This window comes from Rhodococcus sp. NPDC076796, from assembly GCF_040702765.1.
GTDB lineage: Bacteria > Actinomycetota > Actinomycetes > Mycobacteriales > Mycobacteriaceae > Rhodococcoides.
Window position 1 is genome coordinate 983007 of sequence record NZ_JBFBMS010000001.1, and the last position, 19240, is coordinate 1002246.

Genomic DNA, 19240 nt, shown 5'->3' on the forward strand with positions numbered 1-19240 from the left:
GTGCCTTCGCTTTCAGCTGTGCGGTGTATGACGGATGGCGATGTCGCCGTAGCGCGTTCGAGCACGAACAGTCACGCTTTCTTCTGTTTCGTCCGGTGCGCTTTCGGGCGTGAGTTCGTTGCGAACGTGCCCGTCTTTCGACGACAGATCGAGCCACGCGGGCACGCCGCGTCGCACACCCAGGGTGATCTGGCCGTATCCGCTCTCGACTTGGATTGCACCACTACTGACTTCGTGGACGGTGATGCTGCCGTAGGCGGTCTTCGCACTCACTCCCCCGAGTGATCTCTCGACATCGAGATCACCGTAAGAGAGCTTGGCGTCGAGATCGGTGCCCGACTCCCGCACCATGATCGAGCCGTGCGACGCCTTGAGTGCCGCATCACCGACGACGGTGCCGATCCGAATCTGCCCATGGTCGGCGGTCATGTCCAGATTGCCCAACACAGTGCCGACGGTCGCGTTGCCGTGGCCCGCCCGCACCCACAGGTCCCCGGTGGTGTCGAGTTCGACCGGCCCCATCGAACTCTTGATCCGCACGGCACCGAGATCGCCCTTGGTGCGTAGGCTGCCGGCTGCAATCTCCGCAGTGAGTCGAGATCCCTGCGGCAATTCGACTTTCAACTCGACGGACTCTGTCGGTCCGAAGAAGCTGATGCGCGCCTTGGGGCCGATTACGGTGAGCCGTCGACCGTCGAAGTCGACCTTGGTGTTCTCTGCCCCCTTGCGGTCGACAGCTTTCGACGCATTGGTGGGCGCGATGGTGACGAGCGTGTCGACACGTTCAGACGCAACGACTTCGATGCTCCCGACCTGCAGATCGATGGCCAGGTCTATCGGCGACAGGGTAGCGAATTCGGGCATGGCGAAGCCTCCTATGGGCATGGTTGTGACACTCTGCTCGGCGCAGAGTTACTGAAAAGCGTTGATAGACCGGACGATCAGCGCGCCCAGCCGGCGAAATTGTCGCCGGTGCGAACCGTGCGTTGCGCGGCACGGCGTTGTTTGGGTTGGAGTGCAGCAGCGACGGCTCGCACCAACCAGGTGTTCACCGACATCCCGTCCGATGCCGCGGCCTCGTCCACCCGTGATTTGAGCGCGTCCGGCAGCCGAAGAGTGGTGCGGGATGTGCTCGTGTCATCGAGATCGACAGCGGGAGAGTGCTGTTCGATATCATCCGGCCCCGCTTCGGGTGCCGCCACGACGAAGTCGATCTCACGTCCGCGGAGCCTGATGTCCACGGAACCAGGGGCAAGGTCGCGGTTGATGTCACCGACCGCGGCCGACAGCACGTCGAGCATCACCAGACGCGTTGCCGCATCCATCCCGTCGACGAGTCGTTCAGCAGCGGCGCGAGTGTTCTCGTCTCCGGTTGCTGCCGACTCGACCAACCGGCGTTGGAGGTCGTTGACGTACTGCCCGAGTTCCATGCATCAAGAGTGACACCACAATGGTGTCACGTCAAGGCCTAGTGGTGTCACTTGCTCTGACGAGGGCTTTCGCCCGACCCCCATAAGGCCGATGCGCCCACGTATCGCCTGGCCACCGATGGTGAACCGAACCGACAGAATCCGGGTGGTACCGAGGGCGGCGGCTTTCGCAAACGCGAGCGCGTTTGCCAGTCGCGCGCGGATTCGCCCACGATTCTGCTCACTTCTGACGAATGCGAGCGCGTTTGCCTCGCCGACCCCCCGCGGTCAGGCCTCGGCTTCCACGATTCGCTTGATTGCCGCCAGGGTGCGCGGGATGCCATCGAGTGCTGCCTGGCTACGAGTGTCGATTTCCTTCTGCGCGTCGTCGCCGAACTTGCGGTGGAAGTGGGCGATGCCGTCGGGCAGGAAGTTCCAGTTCTCGGTTAGGCGTGTGCCACCGTCCACCGACTCGAGGGTGTAGCCCCAGCGAACGAAGTTGTCGCCCACCACCCACGCGAATTCACGGCCGGGTTCGGCTGCAGCAACCGTCGACACGGTCTCCCACGTACGACCCGGCACCACGTTGCGGCCGGTGAACGTCGATCCGACGCCACCGCCGTCGGGTTCGTTCCACCAGCACTCCTGGCAGATCGGGCTCCATTCGCCCGTTCGGGTGACGTCGGAGACAACGGCGTACACGTCGTCGACCGACGCAGCGACGACAATGGATTCGGAGAACTCGAGTGCAGTCATCTCACCATTGTCACCCTGGGCACAACGAAGCTGTAAGCAGACTCACTGCCCACAGCAGAACCACTGGCGTGCAACCGTATTCGGATTCACACTCGAATCATGAGCGAATCGCCTCGAATGTTCCCGCCCGAACTCCGCAACCAACTTCTCCGTCATCGGGTTCTCGTGCTCGACGGTGCCCTCGACGACGACAACGGCACCGTCCTCACCACTCATCTGCTGACGTTGGCGGCCGAGAATTCCTCCGCCGACATCGCCCTGTGGATTCACTCACCGGGAGGTTCGGTTCCTGCGATGCTCGCCATCCGCGACGTGATGCGACTCGTCCCCTGCGACGTGTCTACGCTCGCACTCGGATTGGCCTGCAGCGCCGGCCAATTCCTACTGTCGTCGGGCACGCGCGGAAAGCGGTATGCCCTGCCGCATTCGCGAATACTGATGCATCAGGGGTCAGCCGGCATCGGTGGGTCGGCTGTCGAAGTGGAAGTACAGGCCAACGATCTGCGGCATACCCGAGATACGGTGCTCGGTCTCATCGCCGACGACACCGGGCAGACACGCGAGCAAATTTTCGACGACTCTCTGCACGATCGCTGGTTCACCGCGGAGGCTGCCCGCGAGTACGGGTTCGTCGACGCGATCGTCGACTCGTTCGATCAGGTCATGCCTGCGCGACGGGTGTCGTTCGGAATGGAGTTGGCGCGATGAGTACGTACACGATCCCCAATGTCATCACGCGAGATTCGCGCGGCGAACGCGTCGTCGACGTCTATTCGCACTTGCTCAGTGAGCGCATCGTCTACCTCGGTACCGGTATCGACGCAGGAGTCGCCAACGCGATGATCGCGCAGCTACTGCACTTGGAGGCCGACGCCCCCGACCAGGAAATCTCGATGTACATCAACTGCGAGGGCGGTGATACCGCTGCCATGCTCGCAATCTACGACACGATGCAGTTCATCGGATCACCCGTCGCCACAACATGTGTGGGGCAAGCCGTTGCGGCAGGTGCGGTGCTGCTCGCGGCGGGAGCACCGGGGCGACGCTCCGCACTGACCCACAGCAGGGTGGTGTTGCATCAGCCGGCTGCGCAGGGACGCGGCACCATCCCCGATCTGATTCTGGCTGCCGATGAAGTCGTGCGCGTCCGGGCCGAGATGGAAGCAATTCTCGCGAAGCACACGGGACGCGACGTCGAGAAACTCCGCCACGACACCGACCGCGATCTGGTGTTGACGGCACCGGCTGCCCGTGAGTACGGCGTCGTCGATCAGGTACTCGAAGGGCGTCAGGCCGCCATCAACGTCGCGTCGCCGCGTGACAGGTCGTGATGCGCCAGGCCTGATATCTCCGCCATCGACGTGCCCAGTGCACCGACGACGGCCGCGAGGATTTCGCTCGACGGATCCTTGCGGCCGCGTTCGAGCTCCGAAAGGTATTGCGGTGCAATGCCGGCGCGGGCAGCGGTGTCGGCCAGAGTGTCGCCGCGGGCATGTCTGCGCTCGCGCAACCGTCGGCCGACCACCTCACGCCACAACGGTTCCACGGCGCGCGCTGCTCGACGTTCGTCGATTCGTATGACCTCGCCCATGATCGGAGCCTAGGCCTCGAATCCATGACGGGTCGGCAATTCTGCTCAGAGCAGAGAGGCTGGTTTCGCGAATGTCTTCGCAAAGCGCTTCTGCCAGGGCGTCTCCATGGCGCGATGCGAGTAGTTACGGCGAACGTAGTCGGCGGCCGCTCTGCCGGTCGTACCGTCGAGCGCCACGAGACACGCCAGCGCTGTGCCCGTTCGCCCCACTCCGCCGGTACACGCGATCTCGACTCTCTCGGTTGCAGAGCGGCGCAATGCTTCTCGCAATACGACCTCGAGCTCCGTCGAGCTGGACGGGAGCCAGAAATCCGGCCAGCGAACCCATCGACTGTCCCAGTCGAACCCGCCGGGATCCTTGCCCTGCAGGTAGACCCCGAGATCTGGCGAAGGTCCGTCAGGCATCGGGTCACGCAAGGCACGTCCACGAACTACGCTGCCCGACGGCAACTGCAGTGTGCCCGGGCTGTCTACTTCCCACACGTACTCGCCCTTCCCCGGGACCGACATCCCGATGCTGTACCCACTCGTCTTCTGAAAGTACCGATACTGCGGTATCGTCCACTCCACCAAACCGAAGCACTCACCGGCCCGCCTCCGACATGGCGCACATGATGATAATTCTGCACGAGAGGGCAACGCCCCCGTTCGTTCGATGAACCCCCACAGGCCGCGCAAGGCCCGTAGCGACGGTTGGGCCCTGCACTATCTGGTGCAGTGGCGTCGACGAATTGAGTATCTCGAAGAACGCGTCGATGGCAAGCACAGATCAACGCTCGATGATCGGGTGCCGATCTTGGCCGGCTTCACCGGCTGCCCCGCATGCGACGCCCACTTCTATGGCGATGGACCGCGCGATGCATTGGAACGACTCATGCGCCGCGAGGGACGGCATGCCCACCAATTACGCGCGGCAGTAGCTCGATTGGATCAGCGGTATCGCGACGTGACCGTCGAAGTCGACAAGTCCAGGACGATGCCGTGGTGGGAACGCCGAGCACCGTGGGTGTGACTACCGCGGCGGCTTCGTCCACTCGATGGTGTGGCGAAAACCTATGCGGTGTCGCATCATCGCACCCGGTAGCCACTGGTCGACCAAGTCCTCGATCTCGTCGAAGCTCACCACGGGGTCCTTGACCGGGAACGGTGGAGGCGGCGCTGGCACCGGGCTCGGCCATGGGTGGTGCAGAAAACCGATCAGGGGATTGGTCACGATGGAGACCGAATCCCACAGCAAGTCTCGTACGCTTCGCGGTGGTGCAAGCCCGACGATGAGCGCACGCCCGCCCGGCGCAAGAATTCGTTCGACGTGACGCAGTGCGTCGTCGATATCGAGGTGGTGCAGCACTGCCACCATGGTCACGAGATCGATCGAATCGTCTGCCCAGGAGTCGAGTTGGCGATCGGTGATGGACACGTTGTCCACAGCGGCAGAAGTTGCCTCTGCGATTCGGCGCATCTCCCCATCGGCGTCGGCCCCGACGATGTGATCGAAATGAGGAGACAAGGCTCGCACCAGGCCACCCCGTCCGCAACCCATATCGAGCGCACGGCCACGCCGGTCCGGCAGATTCGCCAGAATCCAGCTGTGAAAGTAGTCGTTGTGACTCCATGGGTGTCGCGCGTTCAGCTCACGAACCCACTGGGCCCCTCGACCTCCGATAAGGGACGTTCCCATTCGTCTCAGCACCACGGAGCCCAGTATCCACCAAGCACAGCTACAACAGTTGCTCGGAAGTTCCCAACCACACATCCAAGGCCTGTTGGACGCGTGATGGAGCTTCGAGCGGACTCAGGTGCCCCACATCCGGAACTGTGATCACAGACGATTCCCCCGGCAACAACTCCCGCAGTCGATGTGCCTGTTCGACGGGAATCCAGGGGTCCTGTCGACCCCATCCGATGGAGGTGTCGCAGCGGACTCGGGGAATTGCGTCGACGATCGGTCTCGTGTGCTCGGGCCGCAGTTCGGCGATCTGTCGGTAGAAGGCAGGCTGCCCCTCGTCGGATATCCAGGGTTCGGTCAACGTCGCCACGATGTCTCGGTCCAGCCGCTGATGTGCTGCTCCTGCAATGTATTCGGACACCAGTGCTGCGTGCAGGGGAGCCGGCAACGCGGCGAACACGTCCCTGTGCTCCGAAACGAGCCGGAAGAAGGGAGATCCCCACGGGTCCAGGGTCACCACGTCCCACAGGAACAAACTGCCGTAGTCGCGTCCGTGTATCAGGTGGGCTCCCAGGGCGACTGCGCCGCCGATATCGTGCGCGACGACGAAGGGCCGTTCCAGCTTCCAGTGGTCGAGCAACTTCGCGAACCGTGACATCTGAGTAGCCAGGTCGGTCCGCACCTGAGATCCCCGCGCGGAGCGGCCGTATCCGGGCATGTCCCACAGGTAGACCCGATGCCCAACGCTGAGTTGGCGAGCGGCCTGCGCCCAAACCTGCGCCGACCAAGGAGTTCCATGGCAGAACACGACGTCCGCGGATGGCGCGTCCACCTCGGGGGTCAGCTCGTAGGTCGCTACCAGATCGCCGCCCACGGACACGAAGATCGGCTCCGGTAGATCGAATCTGTCGGTCGTCATGACGATGACCTTAAAACTTAAGGTAGACCTGAAGTCAACGTGAGAGCATCGACGGGTGAAGATCGGAGAGGTTGCGCGGGAGATCGACGTTCCGACCCATGTCTTGAGACATTGGGATGACGCCGGTGTTGTTGTGCCCGAGCGCCTACCGTCGGGCCACCGCGACTACAGCGAGGAACATGTACGACGATTACAGGTGTTGCGAGCCTGTCAAGGCGTTGGAATCAGCTTGGCCGATATTCGGCTGATACTCCATCGAGACGAGCCCGAACGAACAGCAGTCATCGAAAAACAACTGACGCGAATACGACGGCAACAAGCCCAACTCGACCATGCCGAGCGCTTCCTCGCGCACGTCGTCTCGTGCACACATGATCTGCTCACCCGATGCGCGCAGTGCAGCGAATACTCCATTACGCAGATACGGTCACCCCTGGACGCCGGCGCGCCGGTCGATTCCGAATAACCGGTATTCGACAGGGCAACGAAGGCTGAAGTATCGATGTGCAGAAGACCTTTGAAACAACCTCACTCAGGCGCGGGCAAGTGCAGCGAGCTCACGGAGGTACGCGCCCGGTGTAATTCCGGCGACGCCGCGGAAGTCGTTGATCAGATGAGCTTGATCGACGTAGCCGAGGTCCGCAGCAATGTGGGCAGCGTCGGCATCGGGGAGCGAGAGTCTTTGCAGCACTTCCTGTAGTCGAACCCGTCGGGCGACTGCTTTGGGACCCATCCCGAGTGTCGATCGCAGTGCCCTCTGCACGGCACGTTCGCTGACCCCGAGTATTGCTGCCACGGATTGCCCGGATTTCCTGACGGACCCTTGTGCCAGTGCGTCGACTGCGGCGTTCGCGAGACGGTGTTCGGGAGTGGGTGGTCGTTTCGCCAGCATCTCGGTGATCACCGAATCTGCCCGAAGAGCATGGTCGGCAGCCGAGTCATGCCCGGAGACGGCGCCGAGCATGCCGAATAGACGGTCATCGAGATCTCTCGTGATCGGTTGCGTCGCCTGAAGTCTCGTGGGATCGAGGCTGGACACGACAGCCAGTCCAGCTGGACGCAGTCTGACGGCGAACACGAAGCCTCGACCTTCGATCGTCCGGGACCACGCCCTGCGCTGAACATTGGTGAGCATGAACGGCGCAGGCACTGCACCGGTCTCCACACTGATCGTGACTGCCGGAAACTCGAGGACTCGCTGCTCGATGATTTCGTCCGCGGCCAATTCCCATCGCACACTCCAGTACGCGTCGACGACATCTCGAACCTCTGCAGCCGGTTCGTGCCAGGTTGCGTCAAAGCGACGAAGAAGAGAAGGAGCCATGACGCCGGATCGTTCGTGAACGTCGATGGGCTTGGACGCGACCTGCCTTTCTTGCATGTCGCAATTCTGCAATACAACCGGCCTCCAGTCTCGAGACGATCACATCATGACCACCACTTCTTGGACCGTTGTCGACCGAGCGACTCAACCGGGCCGAAGGACGGTGTCGTGAACTGGCTGTATGTAGCCGTGGCGGCGGTTGTGTACTACGCCCTCGGCGCGCTCTGGTTCGGCCCCCTGTTCGGGCGCGCGTGGGATCGTTCGATCGGGCATGAGCGGGCGCAGACGGGAGGCCGATTCCCGTTGTCCTACTATGTGGTTCCGCTCTGTTGCTCGGCGGTGACAACCATCGTGATCGCTCTCGTTATCGATGTCATCGACGCCGACGCCGTGACATCGGGCGTGCTCGTCGGACTCGGCGTTGGATCAGCCTCCGCTGCAGCATCATTGACCAACGCGCTGACGCCCCATACTCCGCAACCATTCGTCTTCGGAGTCGTGACCGCGAGCTACCACCTCACGGGAGCGACAGTAGCGGGCGCGATCCTCGGAGTGGTTCGCTGACGTTCATTCCGTGCCATATCGATTCGTTGCCTTCCCGTCAGGAAAACAACCTTGCACATGGTCGGATCGTCTGATGCAGTGACGTGGTGACCGAACCCGAACCACCCTCGGCAGTGGGTCCGTCTACTCGTGCATGGGTGAGTCGACACCTGAACGCCGGTGAACGAATCATCGAATCCGAAACACTGTCCGGCGGCATCACCGCAGAGATGCGAAAGCTGACCATCTGGACCGCCGATGGATTCAGCCGGAACCTCGTGTTGCGTACCTATACAGATCCAGCCAATTTGCAGCACGCAGAGGACTCCTTGGAGCGGGAAAGCACCGCTTTGACAACGCTTTCGGGGTCAGCCGTACCGGTCCCCGAACTAGTGACATTCGATTCCACAGCCACTCATTGCGAGTATCCCTCGCTCCTGATGACCCATCTCCCAGGTTCGACGGTTCTCGCCGACGCGGGCGTGGACGATCGGGTCCCCCTCCTAGCTCGGCAACTCGTCGAGATTCATGCCGTGAAGGCCGAGCCCAGGCCCCGTGAGTATCAGGCAATGACGACTGCCGATACCGTCGTGGTGCCCGCACGAGCCGACGCGGAAGTATGGGCCGCCGCGATCGACGTACTACGCGGGCCTGTACCGACATACGACGGACGAGTTCTGCATCGCGACTTCCAACCCGGGAACGTTCTGTTCGACGTATCGCAGAACGCCGCGCCCAGCATCACCGGAGTTGTCGACTGGGCGGGGGCATCGTGGGGGCCAACGGACCTCGATGTAGCGCACTGCTCGACCAATCTTGCTCTACTGCACGGGCCACAGTGGGGACCGCGGTTCGCCTCTGCATACGAAGAGGCCGGGGGCGTACTCTCCGAAAGCACTCGGACGCGGCAGTATTGGCGCGTGCGCGATGCACTAGCGTGCTCCGAGGAGGTGCAGTCGTGGGCTGCCCCGTGGCGCGAAGCGGGCCGTGTCGACTTGACGCCAGGAGTTGTGGAGGACCGGTTGGACGCGTACATCTCCATGTTGATGAACGCGAGTGGTCAGTGAGCTTCCAACACGTCTTTGAGTCGTCTCAGGTCTTCGGCCACCATACCGAGGTCGCGCTCGAATTCTTCGTCGCTGAGCTCGATCTGGCGGACCGTGAACAGAATTTCCGCGCCATTCGGATGGCTCAGCACCCTTACGGGATTGTTCACAATCGTCCCTGACGGCAGCGTCACGTCATGATCGAGGACGCCCAGGTCATTGTGTGGCACGAAACGTACTGTCACCTGCCCCATCGGCGATTCAGCGAGAAGCCGATCACCGTCGATGGTCACGGGGCTGTTCGCCAATCCTGCTGCCCATTGGGGCAAATTCGCAGGATTCGCTGCGAACTCGTAGACCTGATCCGGTGTACACCCAATAACTTGGCTGACGTGCCGACTTGCCACGACGGGTTCTCGATTCATACCAGGGACCATACGCAAAGGTTCCGCGGCGCTCTCCCGAAATCGGACCGGCGTCGAGATCGTGAATTCACCAGCTGCGGCCGGAGCGAAGCGCACGCCGAATGTCCCGCGCAACAGAGTTCGCGCGGCTCCAATCCCATTGAAGGGCAGCGCCCTCGATGGACCACTGCCAACACTCGTCGAACTCCTTGTTCTGAGTGAGACTGTCTGCCAGATCTCTCAGCATGGCGCTGATCGACAGCCAACGTGGACCGCGTTCGTCAGATCCCGACTTGTCGAATTCGGAAACGCATCCATACAGCTCGCCGGGACGGGTGTCGACGAACAAGAAGTTGCCGTCCATGCCTGCAAACGGAACGAAGGCAGGAGCGAAGGTGAATGACATTTCCCCCGCGCAAGGCGGCACTTCCAACCCACGTGAGCTCCACACGTCGGCCCAGATCTGAATCATCTCTGCTCGCTCCTCGACCATCGCGTCGAGAGTCAGGAATTGGTAGCTGGGCAAGATCGCGACGAATGCGGGCCCTGAGGTATCGCCGTCGACCAGCTCGAAGAACTCGACAAGCTCCGCAGGCCACTTCTGCCCAGTCGCGGATATCGCCTGTTCGATCGATTCGGCTTCGGCCCCCGAGATCGAGTTCTCCGGAAAACGCTCGTGCAGCCATGTCGCGATGCGGGCCCACTGCTCGCGCACCGATCCTGGTCGCGTCTCATGCAGATTGCTCGACGGCACCGATCCACTGGCTCGCCGACGGTTCTCCTCGTCGCGGATTCTTCGCTTCACGTCTGCAATAAGGTCCATGCGAGACTTGGACACGTCACCGAACTCGGGTACCTGGACGTGCGTCGCGCTCAATGTCGCCCAGACGGCAGCCGCTGGCCGCTCCATGAGCGATGACAACGCAGTATCGACAACCTCTCCGAACGCGGCATCGTCGCCGTCGACATAACCGTCTCGAATCACGACTACAGCCGCCGAATCGACCTGTGACATCGCCCAATAGACCATGCGTGCACCCTAAAGCCCGCCGAGTGCGACATTACGCCCCGGTGGCACACGCGGCCGGGTCTACGACTGAGCACCTCCCGCTGCGACCCGCTTGCGAGACCTTGAACATGTTCAAATTTAGGTCTACGGTCAATTTTGAACACGTTCAGAATTGAGGTGAATCGATGGCTCGCACGTCCGAGACTCGCGACAAGGTGGTCGAGGTAGCTCTACGCCTCTTTCGCGAGGAAGGGTTTCAAGCAACCACGATGCGTCGTATCGCCGACGAAGCGGGCATCTCTCTCGGGAATGCGTACTACTACTTCGCCGGCAAGGACGAACTGGTCAACGAGTTGTACATCGTGATTCAGCGCGATCATCGCGAGCGTGCGCTCCACGTCCTCGTCGACGGCGGATCACTGTCCGAAAACCTTGCTGCCGTTCTGCATTCCGGTTTGGACGTGATGGAGCCGTATCACGCCTTCGGTGGATCCTTCCTGCAGTTGGCGTTGCCCACCCGGTCCAGTTCCAGTCCGTTCTCGGAGGAATCGTCCGACGCCAGGTCCATGGCCATCGACCTCATGCAAATCACCCTGGAGACGTCGAAACAGAAGGTTCCGGCCTCTCTGAAGGATGTTCTGCCACAGCTGCTCTGGATGATCTACATGGGTGTCACCCTCCATTGGGTCACCGATTCTTCGGACAACCAGGCGCGCACCCGCACCTTGGTCGACGGGCTCGTGCCGGTGGTGGCCAAAGCCGTACGCCTCGCTCGCCTCCCGGTGGCGCGGGGGCTGGTCACCGACGTGGCCGGCCTGTTGAGACGAATGACGTCCCCAGAAGGGCTCGAACAATGAGTGATTCACCATCGACCGTCGTCCTGTGCGGTGCCTCCGGCTACATCGGGCGGTACCTGCGTCGCTCCTACGAAGATCGCGGTATTCGCGTCAGGACCGTCGGACGCGGAACATCCAGCGATGCAACGTGGTCCGATCATCGCAGCCTCGTCGATGTACTCGACGGTTCCGATCTGGTCGTCAATCTCGCGGGCCGCTCGGTGAGCTGTCGCTACAACAAGACGAACGCGGACGAGATCATGTCATCGCGCATCCAGACGACGGCGCAACTCGGCCGTGCCATCGCCGACGTAGAAAACGCACCTCGATTGTGGGTCAACGCCAGCACCGGCACTATCTATCGCGATTCGCGCGACAGGCCGATGGACGAACGATCCGGCGACATCGGGTCGGGATTCTCCGTCGAGGTCGCCCGCGCTTGGGAGCGTGAGCTGTTCGACGCCGATGTGGCCGTTCGCAAAGTGGCGCTACGTATGTCGATCGTGCTGGGCGCAGGCGGCGGAGCCATCAACCCCATCATCGACCTGGCCAGAGTGGGGCTCGGCGGAAAGATGGGCGACGGTGGCCAGATGTTCAGTTGGGTTCATGTCGCCGATGTCGCTCGTGCCCTCGATCATCTCTACGACAACACTGGTATCTCCGGGCCGGTCAACGTTGCTACTCCCTTCCCGGTAACCAACGAGGACATGATGCAGCAGGTCAGGAATGTTCTCGGCCGCAGTCACGGTCTACCGACACCGGCGTGGCTGCTCCAGTTCGGTGCACGGGTGATTAGAACGGAGGCCGAACTGGTGCTGAAGAGCCGATGGGTGGAGCCACATGTGTTGACAGGCAGTGGTTTCGAGTTCCAGTATCCCAAGCTGGACGATGCGCTTGTCGACATCGCGTCCGAGACGCCCCGGGGATTGCTCCCCGTCGCCCTCGGCTGACGACGGGGCACCCTCGAACCTAGACGAGCGACGCAGACAAACCTCCGTCCAGGATGTAATGGCTTCCGGTGATCCATGACGCCCGGTCGGAGGCGAGGAACAGCGTCACTTCCGCGATGTCCTCCGGTGTTCCCAGCCGTCCCTGCTTGGCTTTGACGAGGTCACCGAACGGGATCTGGGTCGCTGCTTCGAAGTCCGGGACCAATCGATCGACCATTGCGGTATCGGCGAATCCGGGGCAGACGGCGTTCACCCGCACTCCCGATGCGCGCATCTCGATGGCAGCGACGCGCGTGAGCTGGATGACTGCAGCCTTTGTGGCACAGTAGGACCCGAGCAATGCGGTGCCGCCCACCCCGGCGAGAGAGGCGATGTTGACGATGTTTCCCTTGGACTCGACCAGTGCACCGATCGCGGCCTTCATCACCAGGAACGTGCCCTTGACGTTGACGGCGTAGATCTTGTCGAAGCTCTCCGTCGATTGCTGGAGCAGCGGCGACGACACTTCGATTCCCGCATTGTTGACGACGATGTCGAGTCCACCGAGAATCTCCACGGCCTGCGCCACCGCACTCTGCACCTGACTCTCCTCGGACACATCGCAGTTCGCGATGCCGGCGGCACCGATCTCCTCGGCCGTCTTCGCTGCTGCGCCTTCGTCGATGTCGCTGACGACGACACGAGCGCCGCGCTCGATGAACATCTGAGAGATGGCTTTTCCGATGCCGGCTCCGGATCCGGTCACGAATACTCGCTTGCCCTCGAACTCGGTCATGATGTGCTTCCCTTCGATGATGAGTGAGACATGGTGCTGCGTACTTCGGTTTTGAGGATCTTTCCCACTTTCGAGCGGGGAAGGTCGGTCCAGATCTGAATCTGTTTGGGTGCCTTGATGCTTCCGATTCGCGCCTTCACGTGGGTGATCAGTTCCTCGTCGGACGCGTCACGGCCGGGCCGTAACAGAACTGCCGCAGTGACTCGTTCGCCCCACTTATCGTCGGGCAGGCCGACGACGGCGCATTCCCTCACCGACGGATGCGACAGCAGGGCCTGTTCCACCTCGGCCGAGTAGACGTTGAACCCGCCCGTGATGATCATGTCCTTGGCACGATCGACCACGTACAGGTAGCCGTCGTCGTCGAGGTACCCGATGTCACCGGTGTGGTGCCACCCGTATGCACCGACTTCGACTGTGGCGTCGGGATTCTCGTGATAGCCCTGCATCACGAGGGGACCGCGAACGACGATTTCGCCGCGCTCGCCGCGCTCGACCAGTCCACCGTCGTCGTTCATGATCGCCACCGTTGTCAGCGGAGTCGGCTTGCCTGCCGAACTCAGTCGCTCGGTGGCGATCGATCCGTCGCTGCGGAAGTGATCGGCCGGAGCGAGTGTTGCGATCATGTTCGGTGCCTCGGTCTGCCCGAAGAGCTGTCCGAGAACCGGCCCGATGCGGGTCAGCGCCTCTTCCAGTCGAGTCGGCGACATCGGCGCGGCCCCGTACCAGAGGCACCGCAGCGACGACAGATCCGTGACGTCGAGATCCGGATGATCGAGCACGCCGTAGATCACCGTCGGCGGCAGAAACGCGTGGGTGATCCCGTGTTGTTCTATGAGCGACAGGAATTTCCCGACGTCGGGAGCACCCATGACAACGACGTGTCCGCCCAGACTGAGGATGGGAAACGTCAGCACGCCCGCAGAATGAGTCAGCGGCGCGAGAGCCAGGTATCTGGGTCGATCCCCGAAGGGGTAGCTCATGAGTGCCGTTGCCGTGGAGGTCATCATGTTCTCCTCGGTCAGCCTCACCCCCTTGGGTTTTCCGGTCGTACCGCCGGTGCCGGCGATCATGCACAACCCGTCCGCCGGTCGTCTCTCCGCAACAGAATCGGAGCCGTGTTCGACGAGCCAGCTGTCGTACGAGAGCGCTCCCGGCACGTCGCCGTCCAGGCAGACGAGCCATTCCAGCCGAGGAAGCTGCTCGCGAATGCGACCGACGACATCGGCGAAGGCTTTCTGGAAGAACAGGAATCGGCAGCCGAAGAGCTCGAACAGTTGACGGTTCTCGTCTGCTTCGTTGCGTGGATTGATGGGGCACCACACCGCCCCTGCCCGCGAGATCGCGAATACACAGGTCAACGCCAGCGGGTCGTTGGCGGAGAGCACGGCGACCCGGTCACCTGCTTCGATCCCGTTGTGCTGCAACGCAGCGGCGATGGCCACTGTGTCGTCGTACACCTGGCCGTAGTTTCGGGTGGTGTCACCGATGGTGAGACAGGGTGCGTCTCGGCCCAGTGACACACCTTTGTCGAGGTAGTCGGACAGCCGCATCGGCCCTGTCCTCAGCTGTGTGCAGTGACGATGGGTTCGAGCACCAGTCCGAACGCGCGGAGCACGCCGAGCAGTTCCCGATGTCCGAATGCCTGGCAACTCGAGGCGAATCCGACCTTCTTCGGCGGTCCCTGCAGCAGATGCGCCGCCGCGTAGGCGTTGAGCAGTGCGGTCTGCTTGTAGTTGCAGTTGCCGTGAATCACGGTGTGCACGCGACCGAGTGGTCCCGACGCGTAGACCGAGTCGAGTGAGGTGTTGATGCGCGGGTTCTCCCGTGGGGGCGTCTCGCTGCGCACCGACGACGACACCGTGTCGATGATCTCGTACTTCTCCGCATCGGACTTGCCCTCCATCTGAGCCATTGCGGCAGAGATGATTTGAGGCACTGCCAGCATCAGAGGCTTGTTGATCACACCGCCCAGGGCCCGAGCATTCGCTACGCGCGGATCGTTCTTGAACCACACCGGATGGGATGTCCCACCCCAGGGAAGAGCCAGGCCCAGGTCGTGCTGGCCGGGCACAACCACCTGCATGACGCCGTCGTCCGGCCATTCGACGTACTCGTTCTGCTCCAGGTAGTAGGCCTTGGAGAACGCAGCGTTGGTGAGGATCGTGTTCGTCGACGCGACCGTCGGGTGTCCCTTCCAGAACACCTCGATGTCGAGTGTGTCCAGCCCCGGCGTCTCGAGGCAGATGTTCGCAGCGATTTCACCGATGCTGTACATCTGTGCCAAACCTGGTGTGAGTACGAGGTTTCGGGATGCGAACTCGGCACCGTACTTCGCCTCGGCGTCGATCATCCAGTCCTGCTCACCCGTGGTGTCGGTGTAGTGCGCACCGATCTCGATGCACGCCTGCGCAACTTCGTGGCCGTATCGCGAGAACGGTCCGACCGTGTTGAGGACGATCTCGGCGCCCCGGAAGGCTTCGGCGAGAGCCGCTGCGGTGTGGTCGACCTCGACTACGTCGTACTCGACGGTCTCGATTCCGGGAACCACGTCGACGATGCCCTTGACTCGGCCTTCGTCGCGTCCGGCGGCCAGGAACGGGATGTTGTACTCGCGCAGGTATTCACAGATCAGTCGGCCGGTGTATCCCGACGCTCCGTAGACGACGACGCGCTTGTCGGTTGGCATGAAAAGTCCTCTCGTGATCGGCCCGTCCGCACGGCGGACCGAGATGGGTTGAGACTCCGGGCACCGGAGGGGACGTAGGGAACATCCGCCCTGCTGACGTGTGCCGTGGATCACACTAGGGTAGAATTTGTACAGACGTCAAGTTTTTTCTGGACAACTGCCCAGGATTTGGCCGACGCCGAGGTTCCTCGATCGGCCGTCGGGCATACACTGAGGTGACGACCACGCGCGGAAAGGACACGGACCATGACCCAAACCGCTGATCCGCGCGCGCGTATCGAGGAGCGCGCCCGCAACAAGTTCGAGTCCAAGCGGACCGAGCTGGCCGAGGCGACGCTGCACACATTGGCCGAATTGGGTTATGCGCGCACGTCCCTGCGGGAGATCGCGCAGAATTCCGAGTACTCGCACGGCGTGCTCCACTACTACTTCACCGACAAACTCGACCTGATCACGCACGCCGTCCGCCAGTACGAGGCCATCTGTGTCACTCGTTACGACGAGGTGGTGGCCAACGCGGTGGACGCCGCCGGCTTGTACGCGGACTTCGAGGAGAAGTATTTCGCCACGCTGGCCGCGGACGCCGGAATTCACCGTCTCTGGTACGACCTCCGCAATCAGGCCCTGTTCGACGGTTCGTTCCGCAGCGACGTGCTCGAGATCGAGGAGCGTCGCGAAGACATGATCTGGCGAGTGGTGGCTCGGTACTGCGAACTTCGCGGCACCACGCCTGCACTCGACAAGGCCTCCGCGTACATCCTTCTCGACGGCATCTTTCAGCGCGCTCTACTGCACCACCTGGCCGGCAACACAGCCGAGATCACCGCCGCGCGTCGCCAACTACTCGCAGCGTTCGCATTACTGGATTGCCCGACGCCTCAGTAGGTTCCCGGCCGAGTTCCCGTGTAGATGCCGGGAACCCGAAAGCGCAGGGGCGCTTCGTCGTACTCTTCGAGGGCGTGTGCGGTCCACCCGACAATTCGGGCGAGGGCGAACACCGTTTCCGGCGTGTCAGCTCTGAGCCCGTAGGCGAGGGTGAATGTGGCAAGAGCGAAATCCGAGTTGGGAAACGTATCGAATCTGTTCCCCACCTCCTCGATGATGACGTCCGCAGCAGCGACCACCACGAGGTCCGCACCGTGAGCTGGGTCCCGAAGCAATCGCAGTAGTTCCTCGGCACGCGGGTCTCGGTCGGTGTAGATGACGTGCCCGAAGCCGGGCACCCGCTCTCCCGACCTCAAATGTGTTGCGAGAGCGCCTATCGGATCGGCGATCGCCGTCGTCAGGAACCGGTACACGGGATCGGCGGCGGAGCCGTGCAGGGGGCCGTCGATACAGCCGAGCCCCGCCGAGACTATGGAGTACAGATTCGCTCGGGTGCTCGCAGCAACCCGAACTCCGAGCGTCGACGCGGCCAGACCGTGATCGGCCATCAGGACGAGCGCAGCTTGCAGCACCACAAGACCGTTCGGATCGGACTCGTCGGACGTGATTGCCTCCCAGACCGATTCGGCGATCGGAAGCTCAGAGGAACCACAACCGAGGGCTGCTGCGACCGTCACCAGCAGCTGCCCTGCCTCGCGGACAACGGATGTGGACCCGGTGTCGAATCGCATCGGTCGGTAGGTGGAGGCAATGTCGACGGCGATGCGGATCCGATCGATGGACCGGCAGTCCGGTGCCATCAGCCCCAGTGCATCTCGGCATCGTTGTACCACAACGGGATCGGCGACGAACTGGGTTCCGTCCACCAGCTCACCTGTCCACACGAAATGTGCAACCGATTCCAAAGTGCGTGAGCTGAGCTCGACGGCATCACGCCCCCGATAGTAGAGATGCCCGTCGTCGATCAGCGTGATCCGAGTCCGAATTCTTTCCACGGCACCGATATCGGTGCGCCTAGCGGTATCGCGTCCGGCGAGAGATTCCACCTCGTCCACGTCGAACACGCTCCCCCGCACTCCGGGAAGTCGAGTACTGGTCAACAGACCACGGCTGACGTAGGCGTACACCGTTTCCGGCTTGACGCCCAGCCGTGCGGCGGCCTGCACGGTGGTGAGCATGTTTCGACCGTCGGCGTGCGTCATGTCCACCTTTCACATTGACTCGATCAACATTGACAAGAATCAACACTAACGCGGATCGTAGGGGTTGACCAGCGCAAAGGAGTGCAGCCATGACCGTTCTCGACGCCCCACGAGGGCTCCACAACGTCGTCGTCACCACCACATCGATCGGAGATGTACGAGGCGACGAGGGTTTCTATCACTACCGCCAGTACTCGGCGATCGACCTGGTCCTGACGGGCACGTTCGAAGACGCCTGGTTCTTGATGGTCGAAGGCCGGCTGCCGAGCGACGCCGAGCGCGCCGAGTTCCTGCGTACGGTGGCCCCGCTGCGCATGATGCCGAAGGACGTCGCAGCGGACGTGAAGACGGTGGCGTTGTCGGGTCCCGAGCAACCACTCTTCGCACTGCGGACGGTGTTGTCGGGAATAGCAGGTGCTGTGCCGCTGTACGAGTCTTCGGAATCGGACAAACGTGCGACCGCCCTGCGTCTGTGCGCGATGACGCCGACCATTCTGGCTGCCGTACACAGGATTCGGGCCGGCAAGGAACCCATCGATCCACGCGATGATCTGACGACGGCTCAGAACTGGTTGTACATGATCACCGGGCAGGTACCCGAGGCCGACCACGCCCGAGCGATCGACCGATACCTCTCCGCCACGATCGATCACGGGTTCAATGCGTCGACCTTCACGGCGCGAGTCGTGGCGTCGACGGGGTCGGACATCGCATCGGCAGTGTGCGCTGCGATCGGTGCCTTTGCCGGACCGCTGCACGGAGGCGCCCCGGATCGTGCCCTCGACGGGCTGGACGAGATTGCCGACGTCGATTCTGCAGACGCGTGGGCACGAGCGAAAATTACTGCAGGCGAACGCATCATGGGATTCGGACATCCGGTGTACCGAACCGACGATCCCCGATCGGTGATGCTTCGCGATACGGCACAGGAGTTGGGCGGTGACCTGATCGACAAGGCCGTGCAGGTCGAGAAGGTCATCGCTGCTGCGCTCGCGGATCTCAAGCCGGACCGCAAGCTGTACGCCAATGTGGAGTACTACGCAGGCGTCGTGATGGAGCTCTGCGGAATTCCTCGGTCGATGTTCACACCCACTTTCGCGTGCAGTCGGATGGTGGGGTGGTGCGCCAACATCGTCGAGCAGTCGCACGACAGCAAGATCATCCGGCCGATCGCTCGCTACGACGGGCCAGTGTCTTCGGCAGTGGTGCGAAAAAGTGCCGCCCAGGGCACTTGAG

Annotated in this window: 24 protein-coding genes; 10 read left to right on the forward strand and 14 right to left on the reverse strand. The window is 62.3% G+C overall.

Features of this window, described 5'->3' with window-relative positions; all coding sequences use genetic code 11:
• Positions 1-12: 12 nt before the first annotated feature.
• The 3 genes from AB0366_RS04545 to AB0366_RS04555 all read right to left on the reverse strand — a co-directional run bounded on the left by AB0366_RS04545 (position 13) and on the right by AB0366_RS04555 (position 2165).
• Entirely contained in the window at positions 13-864 is an 852-nt protein-coding gene (locus tag AB0366_RS04545; RefSeq protein WP_366242857.1) for a DUF4097 family beta strand repeat-containing protein, read from the reverse strand.
• Positions 865-941: 77 nt separating this feature from the next.
• Positions 942-1430, reverse strand: a complete 489-nt coding sequence (locus AB0366_RS04550; RefSeq protein WP_366242858.1) for a histidine kinase — start codon at positions 1428-1430, stop codon at positions 942-944.
• Positions 1431-1697: 267 nt separating this feature from the next.
• A complete protein-coding gene (locus AB0366_RS04555) occupies positions 1698-2165 on the reverse strand; it encodes an SRPBCC family protein (RefSeq protein WP_366242859.1) in 468 nt (155 codons plus the stop codon).
• 99 nt (positions 2166-2264) lie between these two features.
• On the opposite strand from AB0366_RS04555, the gene AB0366_RS04560 reads away from it, so the two are divergent.
• Both AB0366_RS04560 and AB0366_RS04565 read left to right on the forward strand, forming a co-directional pair.
• Positions 2265-2873, forward strand: a complete 609-nt coding sequence (locus AB0366_RS04560; RefSeq protein WP_121871106.1) for a ClpP family protease — start codon at positions 2265-2267, stop codon at positions 2871-2873.
• Entirely contained in the window at positions 2870-3496 is a 627-nt protein-coding gene (locus AB0366_RS04565; RefSeq protein ID WP_366242860.1) for an ATP-dependent Clp protease proteolytic subunit, read from the forward strand. The genes AB0366_RS04560 and AB0366_RS04565 overlap by 4 nt, the downstream gene beginning before the upstream one ends.
• Here AB0366_RS04565 and AB0366_RS04570 read toward each other — a convergent pair.
• Together AB0366_RS04570 and AB0366_RS04575 are read right to left on the reverse strand one after the other, a co-directional pair.
• Complete coding sequence (locus AB0366_RS04570; RefSeq protein ID WP_032396143.1) at positions 3454-3756, reverse strand: helix-turn-helix transcriptional regulator; 303 nt, start codon at positions 3754-3756, stop codon at positions 3454-3456. The genes AB0366_RS04565 and AB0366_RS04570 overlap by 43 nt on opposite strands.
• Positions 3757-3801: 45 nt before the next feature.
• Positions 3802-4266 (reverse strand): protein-tyrosine phosphatase family protein, encoded by a 465-nt coding sequence (locus AB0366_RS04575; RefSeq protein ID WP_366242861.1) that lies wholly within the window; start codon positions 4264-4266, stop codon positions 3802-3804.
• A 145-nt stretch (positions 4267-4411) separates the two neighbouring features.
• Here AB0366_RS04575 and AB0366_RS04580 point away from each other — a divergent pair, with 145 nt between their 5' ends.
• The gene (locus AB0366_RS04580) at positions 4412-4768 is read left to right on the forward strand and encodes a hypothetical protein (protein ID WP_366242862.1); all 357 of its coding nucleotides are present in this window, start codon (positions 4412-4414) and stop codon (positions 4766-4768) included.
• Here AB0366_RS04580 and AB0366_RS04585 read toward each other — a convergent pair whose 3' ends face one another.
• Positions 4769-5434, reverse strand: coding sequence for a class I SAM-dependent methyltransferase (locus AB0366_RS04585; RefSeq protein WP_366242864.1), 666 nt, complete (start codon positions 5432-5434; stop codon positions 4769-4771).
• Positions 5435-5474: 40 nt separating this feature from the next.
• Positions 5475-6341 carry an alpha/beta hydrolase gene (locus AB0366_RS04590; protein WP_366242865.1) on the reverse strand — a complete coding sequence of 289 codons (867 nt, stop codon included), beginning with the start codon at positions 6339-6341 and terminating at the stop codon, positions 5475-5477.
• Between the two features lie 55 nt (positions 6342-6396).
• Between AB0366_RS04590 and AB0366_RS04595 the strand changes: the two genes are divergently transcribed.
• Positions 6397-6807 carry a MerR family transcriptional regulator gene (locus AB0366_RS04595; RefSeq protein ID WP_366242866.1) on the forward strand — a complete coding sequence of 137 codons (411 nt, stop codon included), beginning with the start codon at positions 6397-6399 and terminating at the stop codon, positions 6805-6807.
• 66 nt (positions 6808-6873) lie between these two features.
• Here the strand turns inward: AB0366_RS04595 and AB0366_RS04600 are convergent, their stop codons facing one another.
• A complete protein-coding gene (locus AB0366_RS04600) occupies positions 6874-7722 on the reverse strand; it encodes a helix-turn-helix transcriptional regulator (protein WP_366242868.1) in 849 nt (282 codons plus the stop codon).
• A 111-nt stretch (positions 7723-7833) separates the two neighbouring features.
• On the opposite strand from AB0366_RS04600, the gene AB0366_RS04605 reads away from it, so the two are divergent.
• Entirely contained in the window at positions 7834-8229 is a 396-nt protein-coding gene (locus tag AB0366_RS04605; RefSeq protein ID WP_366242869.1) for a DUF1761 domain-containing protein, read from the forward strand.
• Between the two features lie 209 nt (positions 8230-8438).
• Positions 8439-9275: an aminoglycoside phosphotransferase family protein gene (locus tag AB0366_RS04610; RefSeq protein WP_366242983.1), complete on the forward strand. Its 837-nt coding sequence runs from the start codon at positions 8439-8441 to the stop codon at positions 9273-9275.
• Here AB0366_RS04610 and AB0366_RS04615 read toward each other — a convergent pair.
• Positions 9269-9679 (reverse strand): SRPBCC family protein, encoded by a 411-nt coding sequence (locus AB0366_RS04615; RefSeq protein WP_366242870.1) that lies wholly within the window; start codon positions 9677-9679, stop codon positions 9269-9271. The two genes, AB0366_RS04610 and AB0366_RS04615, sit on opposite strands and share 7 nt — an antisense overlap.
• A gap of 67 nt (positions 9680-9746) precedes the next feature.
• Entirely contained in the window at positions 9747-10688 is a 942-nt protein-coding gene (locus AB0366_RS04620) for an SMI1/KNR4 family protein (protein ID WP_366242872.1), read from the reverse strand.
• Positions 10689-10852: 164 nt separating this feature from the next.
• Here AB0366_RS04620 and AB0366_RS04625 point away from each other — a divergent pair, with 164 nt between their 5' ends.
• Both AB0366_RS04625 and AB0366_RS04630 read left to right on the forward strand, forming a co-directional pair.
• Positions 10853-11524 (forward strand): TetR family transcriptional regulator, encoded by a 672-nt coding sequence (locus AB0366_RS04625; protein WP_366242873.1) that lies wholly within the window; start codon positions 10853-10855, stop codon positions 11522-11524.
• Positions 11521-12453: a TIGR01777 family oxidoreductase gene (locus AB0366_RS04630; protein ID WP_366242874.1), complete on the forward strand. Its 933-nt coding sequence runs from the start codon at positions 11521-11523 to the stop codon at positions 12451-12453. The genes AB0366_RS04625 and AB0366_RS04630 overlap by 4 nt, the downstream gene beginning before the upstream one ends.
• Before the next feature lie 19 nt (positions 12454-12472).
• On the opposite strand, the gene AB0366_RS04635 is transcribed toward AB0366_RS04630, so the two are convergent.
• Genes AB0366_RS04635 through AB0366_RS04645 form a run of 3 tightly spaced genes read right to left on the reverse strand, consistent with a single transcriptional unit; the run spans position 12473 to position 15917 of the window.
• On the reverse strand, positions 12473-13228 hold the full coding sequence (locus AB0366_RS04635) for an SDR family NAD(P)-dependent oxidoreductase (RefSeq protein WP_366242876.1): 756 nt from the start codon (positions 13226-13228) through the stop codon (positions 12473-12475).
• A complete protein-coding gene (locus AB0366_RS04640; RefSeq protein WP_366242878.1) occupies positions 13225-14781 on the reverse strand; it encodes a long-chain fatty acid--CoA ligase in 1557 nt (518 codons plus the stop codon). Before AB0366_RS04640 ends, AB0366_RS04635 begins: the two co-directional genes overlap by 4 nt.
• Before the next feature lie 11 nt (positions 14782-14792).
• Positions 14793-15917, reverse strand: a complete 1125-nt coding sequence (locus tag AB0366_RS04645; protein WP_366242879.1) for a DUF5938 domain-containing protein — start codon at positions 15915-15917, stop codon at positions 14793-14795.
• 246 nt (positions 15918-16163) lie between these two features.
• Between AB0366_RS04645 and AB0366_RS04650 the strand changes: the two genes are divergently transcribed.
• Positions 16164-16802: a TetR/AcrR family transcriptional regulator gene (locus tag AB0366_RS04650; protein ID WP_366242881.1), complete on the forward strand. Its 639-nt coding sequence runs from the start codon at positions 16164-16166 to the stop codon at positions 16800-16802.
• Here AB0366_RS04650 and AB0366_RS04655 read toward each other — a convergent pair.
• A complete protein-coding gene (locus AB0366_RS04655; protein WP_366242883.1) occupies positions 16796-18004 on the reverse strand; it encodes a citrate synthase in 1209 nt (402 codons plus the stop codon). The genes AB0366_RS04650 and AB0366_RS04655 overlap by 7 nt on opposite strands.
• A gap of 89 nt (positions 18005-18093) precedes the next feature.
• Between AB0366_RS04655 and AB0366_RS04660 the strand changes: the two genes are divergently transcribed.
• Complete coding sequence (locus tag AB0366_RS04660) at positions 18094-19239, forward strand: citrate/2-methylcitrate synthase (RefSeq protein ID WP_366242884.1); 1146 nt, start codon at positions 18094-18096, stop codon at positions 19237-19239.
• Position 19240 lies beyond the last annotated feature (1 nt).

What these genes read in the sequence shown, in the direction of transcription:
- AB0366_RS04545 (WP_366242857.1), bottom strand. Translation starts at nt 864, where the DNA reads ATGCCCGAATTCGCTACCCTGTCGCCGATAGACCTGGCCATCGATCTG.
- AB0366_RS04550 (WP_366242858.1), bottom strand. Translation starts at nt 1,430, where the DNA reads ATGGAACTCGGGCAGTACGTCAACGACCTCCAACGCCGGTTGGTCGAG.
- AB0366_RS04555 (WP_366242859.1), bottom strand. Translation starts at nt 2,165, where the DNA reads ATGACTGCACTCGAGTTCTCCGAATCCATTGTCGTCGCTGCGTCGGTC.
- AB0366_RS04560 (WP_121871106.1), top strand. Translation starts at nt 2,265, where the DNA reads ATGAGCGAATCGCCTCGAATGTTCCCGCCCGAACTCCGCAACCAACTT.
- AB0366_RS04565 (WP_366242860.1), top strand. Translation starts at nt 2,870, where the DNA reads ATGAGTACGTACACGATCCCCAATGTCATCACGCGAGATTCGCGCGGC.
- AB0366_RS04570 (WP_032396143.1), bottom strand. Translation starts at nt 3,756, where the DNA reads ATGGGCGAGGTCATACGAATCGACGAACGTCGAGCAGCGCGCGCCGTG.
- AB0366_RS04575 (WP_366242861.1), bottom strand. Translation starts at nt 4,266, where the DNA reads ATGTCGGTCCCGGGGAAGGGCGAGTACGTGTGGGAAGTAGACAGCCCG.
- AB0366_RS04580 (WP_366242862.1), top strand. Translation starts at nt 4,412, where the DNA reads ATGAACCCCCACAGGCCGCGCAAGGCCCGTAGCGACGGTTGGGCCCTG.
- AB0366_RS04585 (WP_366242864.1), bottom strand. Translation starts at nt 5,434, where the DNA reads ATGGGAACGTCCCTTATCGGAGGTCGAGGGGCCCAGTGGGTTCGTGAG.
- AB0366_RS04590 (WP_366242865.1), bottom strand. Translation starts at nt 6,341, where the DNA reads ATGACGACCGACAGATTCGATCTACCGGAGCCGATCTTCGTGTCCGTG.
- AB0366_RS04600 (WP_366242868.1), bottom strand. Translation starts at nt 7,722, where the DNA reads ATGCAAGAAAGGCAGGTCGCGTCCAAGCCCATCGACGTTCACGAACGA.
- AB0366_RS04610 (WP_366242983.1), top strand. Translation starts at nt 8,439, where the DNA reads ATGCGAAAGCTGACCATCTGGACCGCCGATGGATTCAGCCGGAACCTC.
- AB0366_RS04615 (WP_366242870.1), bottom strand. Translation starts at nt 9,679, where the DNA reads ATGAATCGAGAACCCGTCGTGGCAAGTCGGCACGTCAGCCAAGTTATT.
- AB0366_RS04620 (WP_366242872.1), bottom strand. Translation starts at nt 10,688, where the DNA reads ATGGTCTATTGGGCGATGTCACAGGTCGATTCGGCGGCTGTAGTCGTG.
- AB0366_RS04625 (WP_366242873.1), top strand. Translation starts at nt 10,853, where the DNA reads ATGGCTCGCACGTCCGAGACTCGCGACAAGGTGGTCGAGGTAGCTCTA.
- AB0366_RS04630 (WP_366242874.1), top strand. Translation starts at nt 11,521, where the DNA reads ATGAGTGATTCACCATCGACCGTCGTCCTGTGCGGTGCCTCCGGCTAC.
- AB0366_RS04635 (WP_366242876.1), bottom strand. Translation starts at nt 13,228, where the DNA reads ATGACCGAGTTCGAGGGCAAGCGAGTATTCGTGACCGGATCCGGAGCC.
- AB0366_RS04640 (WP_366242878.1), bottom strand. Translation starts at nt 14,781, where the DNA reads ATGCGGCTGTCCGACTACCTCGACAAAGGTGTGTCACTGGGCCGAGAC.
- AB0366_RS04645 (WP_366242879.1), bottom strand. Translation starts at nt 15,917, where the DNA reads ATGCCAACCGACAAGCGCGTCGTCGTCTACGGAGCGTCGGGATACACC.
- AB0366_RS04650 (WP_366242881.1), top strand. Translation starts at nt 16,164, where the DNA reads ATGACCCAAACCGCTGATCCGCGCGCGCGTATCGAGGAGCGCGCCCGC.
- AB0366_RS04655 (WP_366242883.1), bottom strand. Translation starts at nt 18,004, where the DNA reads ATGACGCACGCCGACGGTCGAAACATGCTCACCACCGTGCAGGCCGCC.
- AB0366_RS04660 (WP_366242884.1), top strand. Translation starts at nt 18,094, where the DNA reads ATGACCGTTCTCGACGCCCCACGAGGGCTCCACAACGTCGTCGTCACC.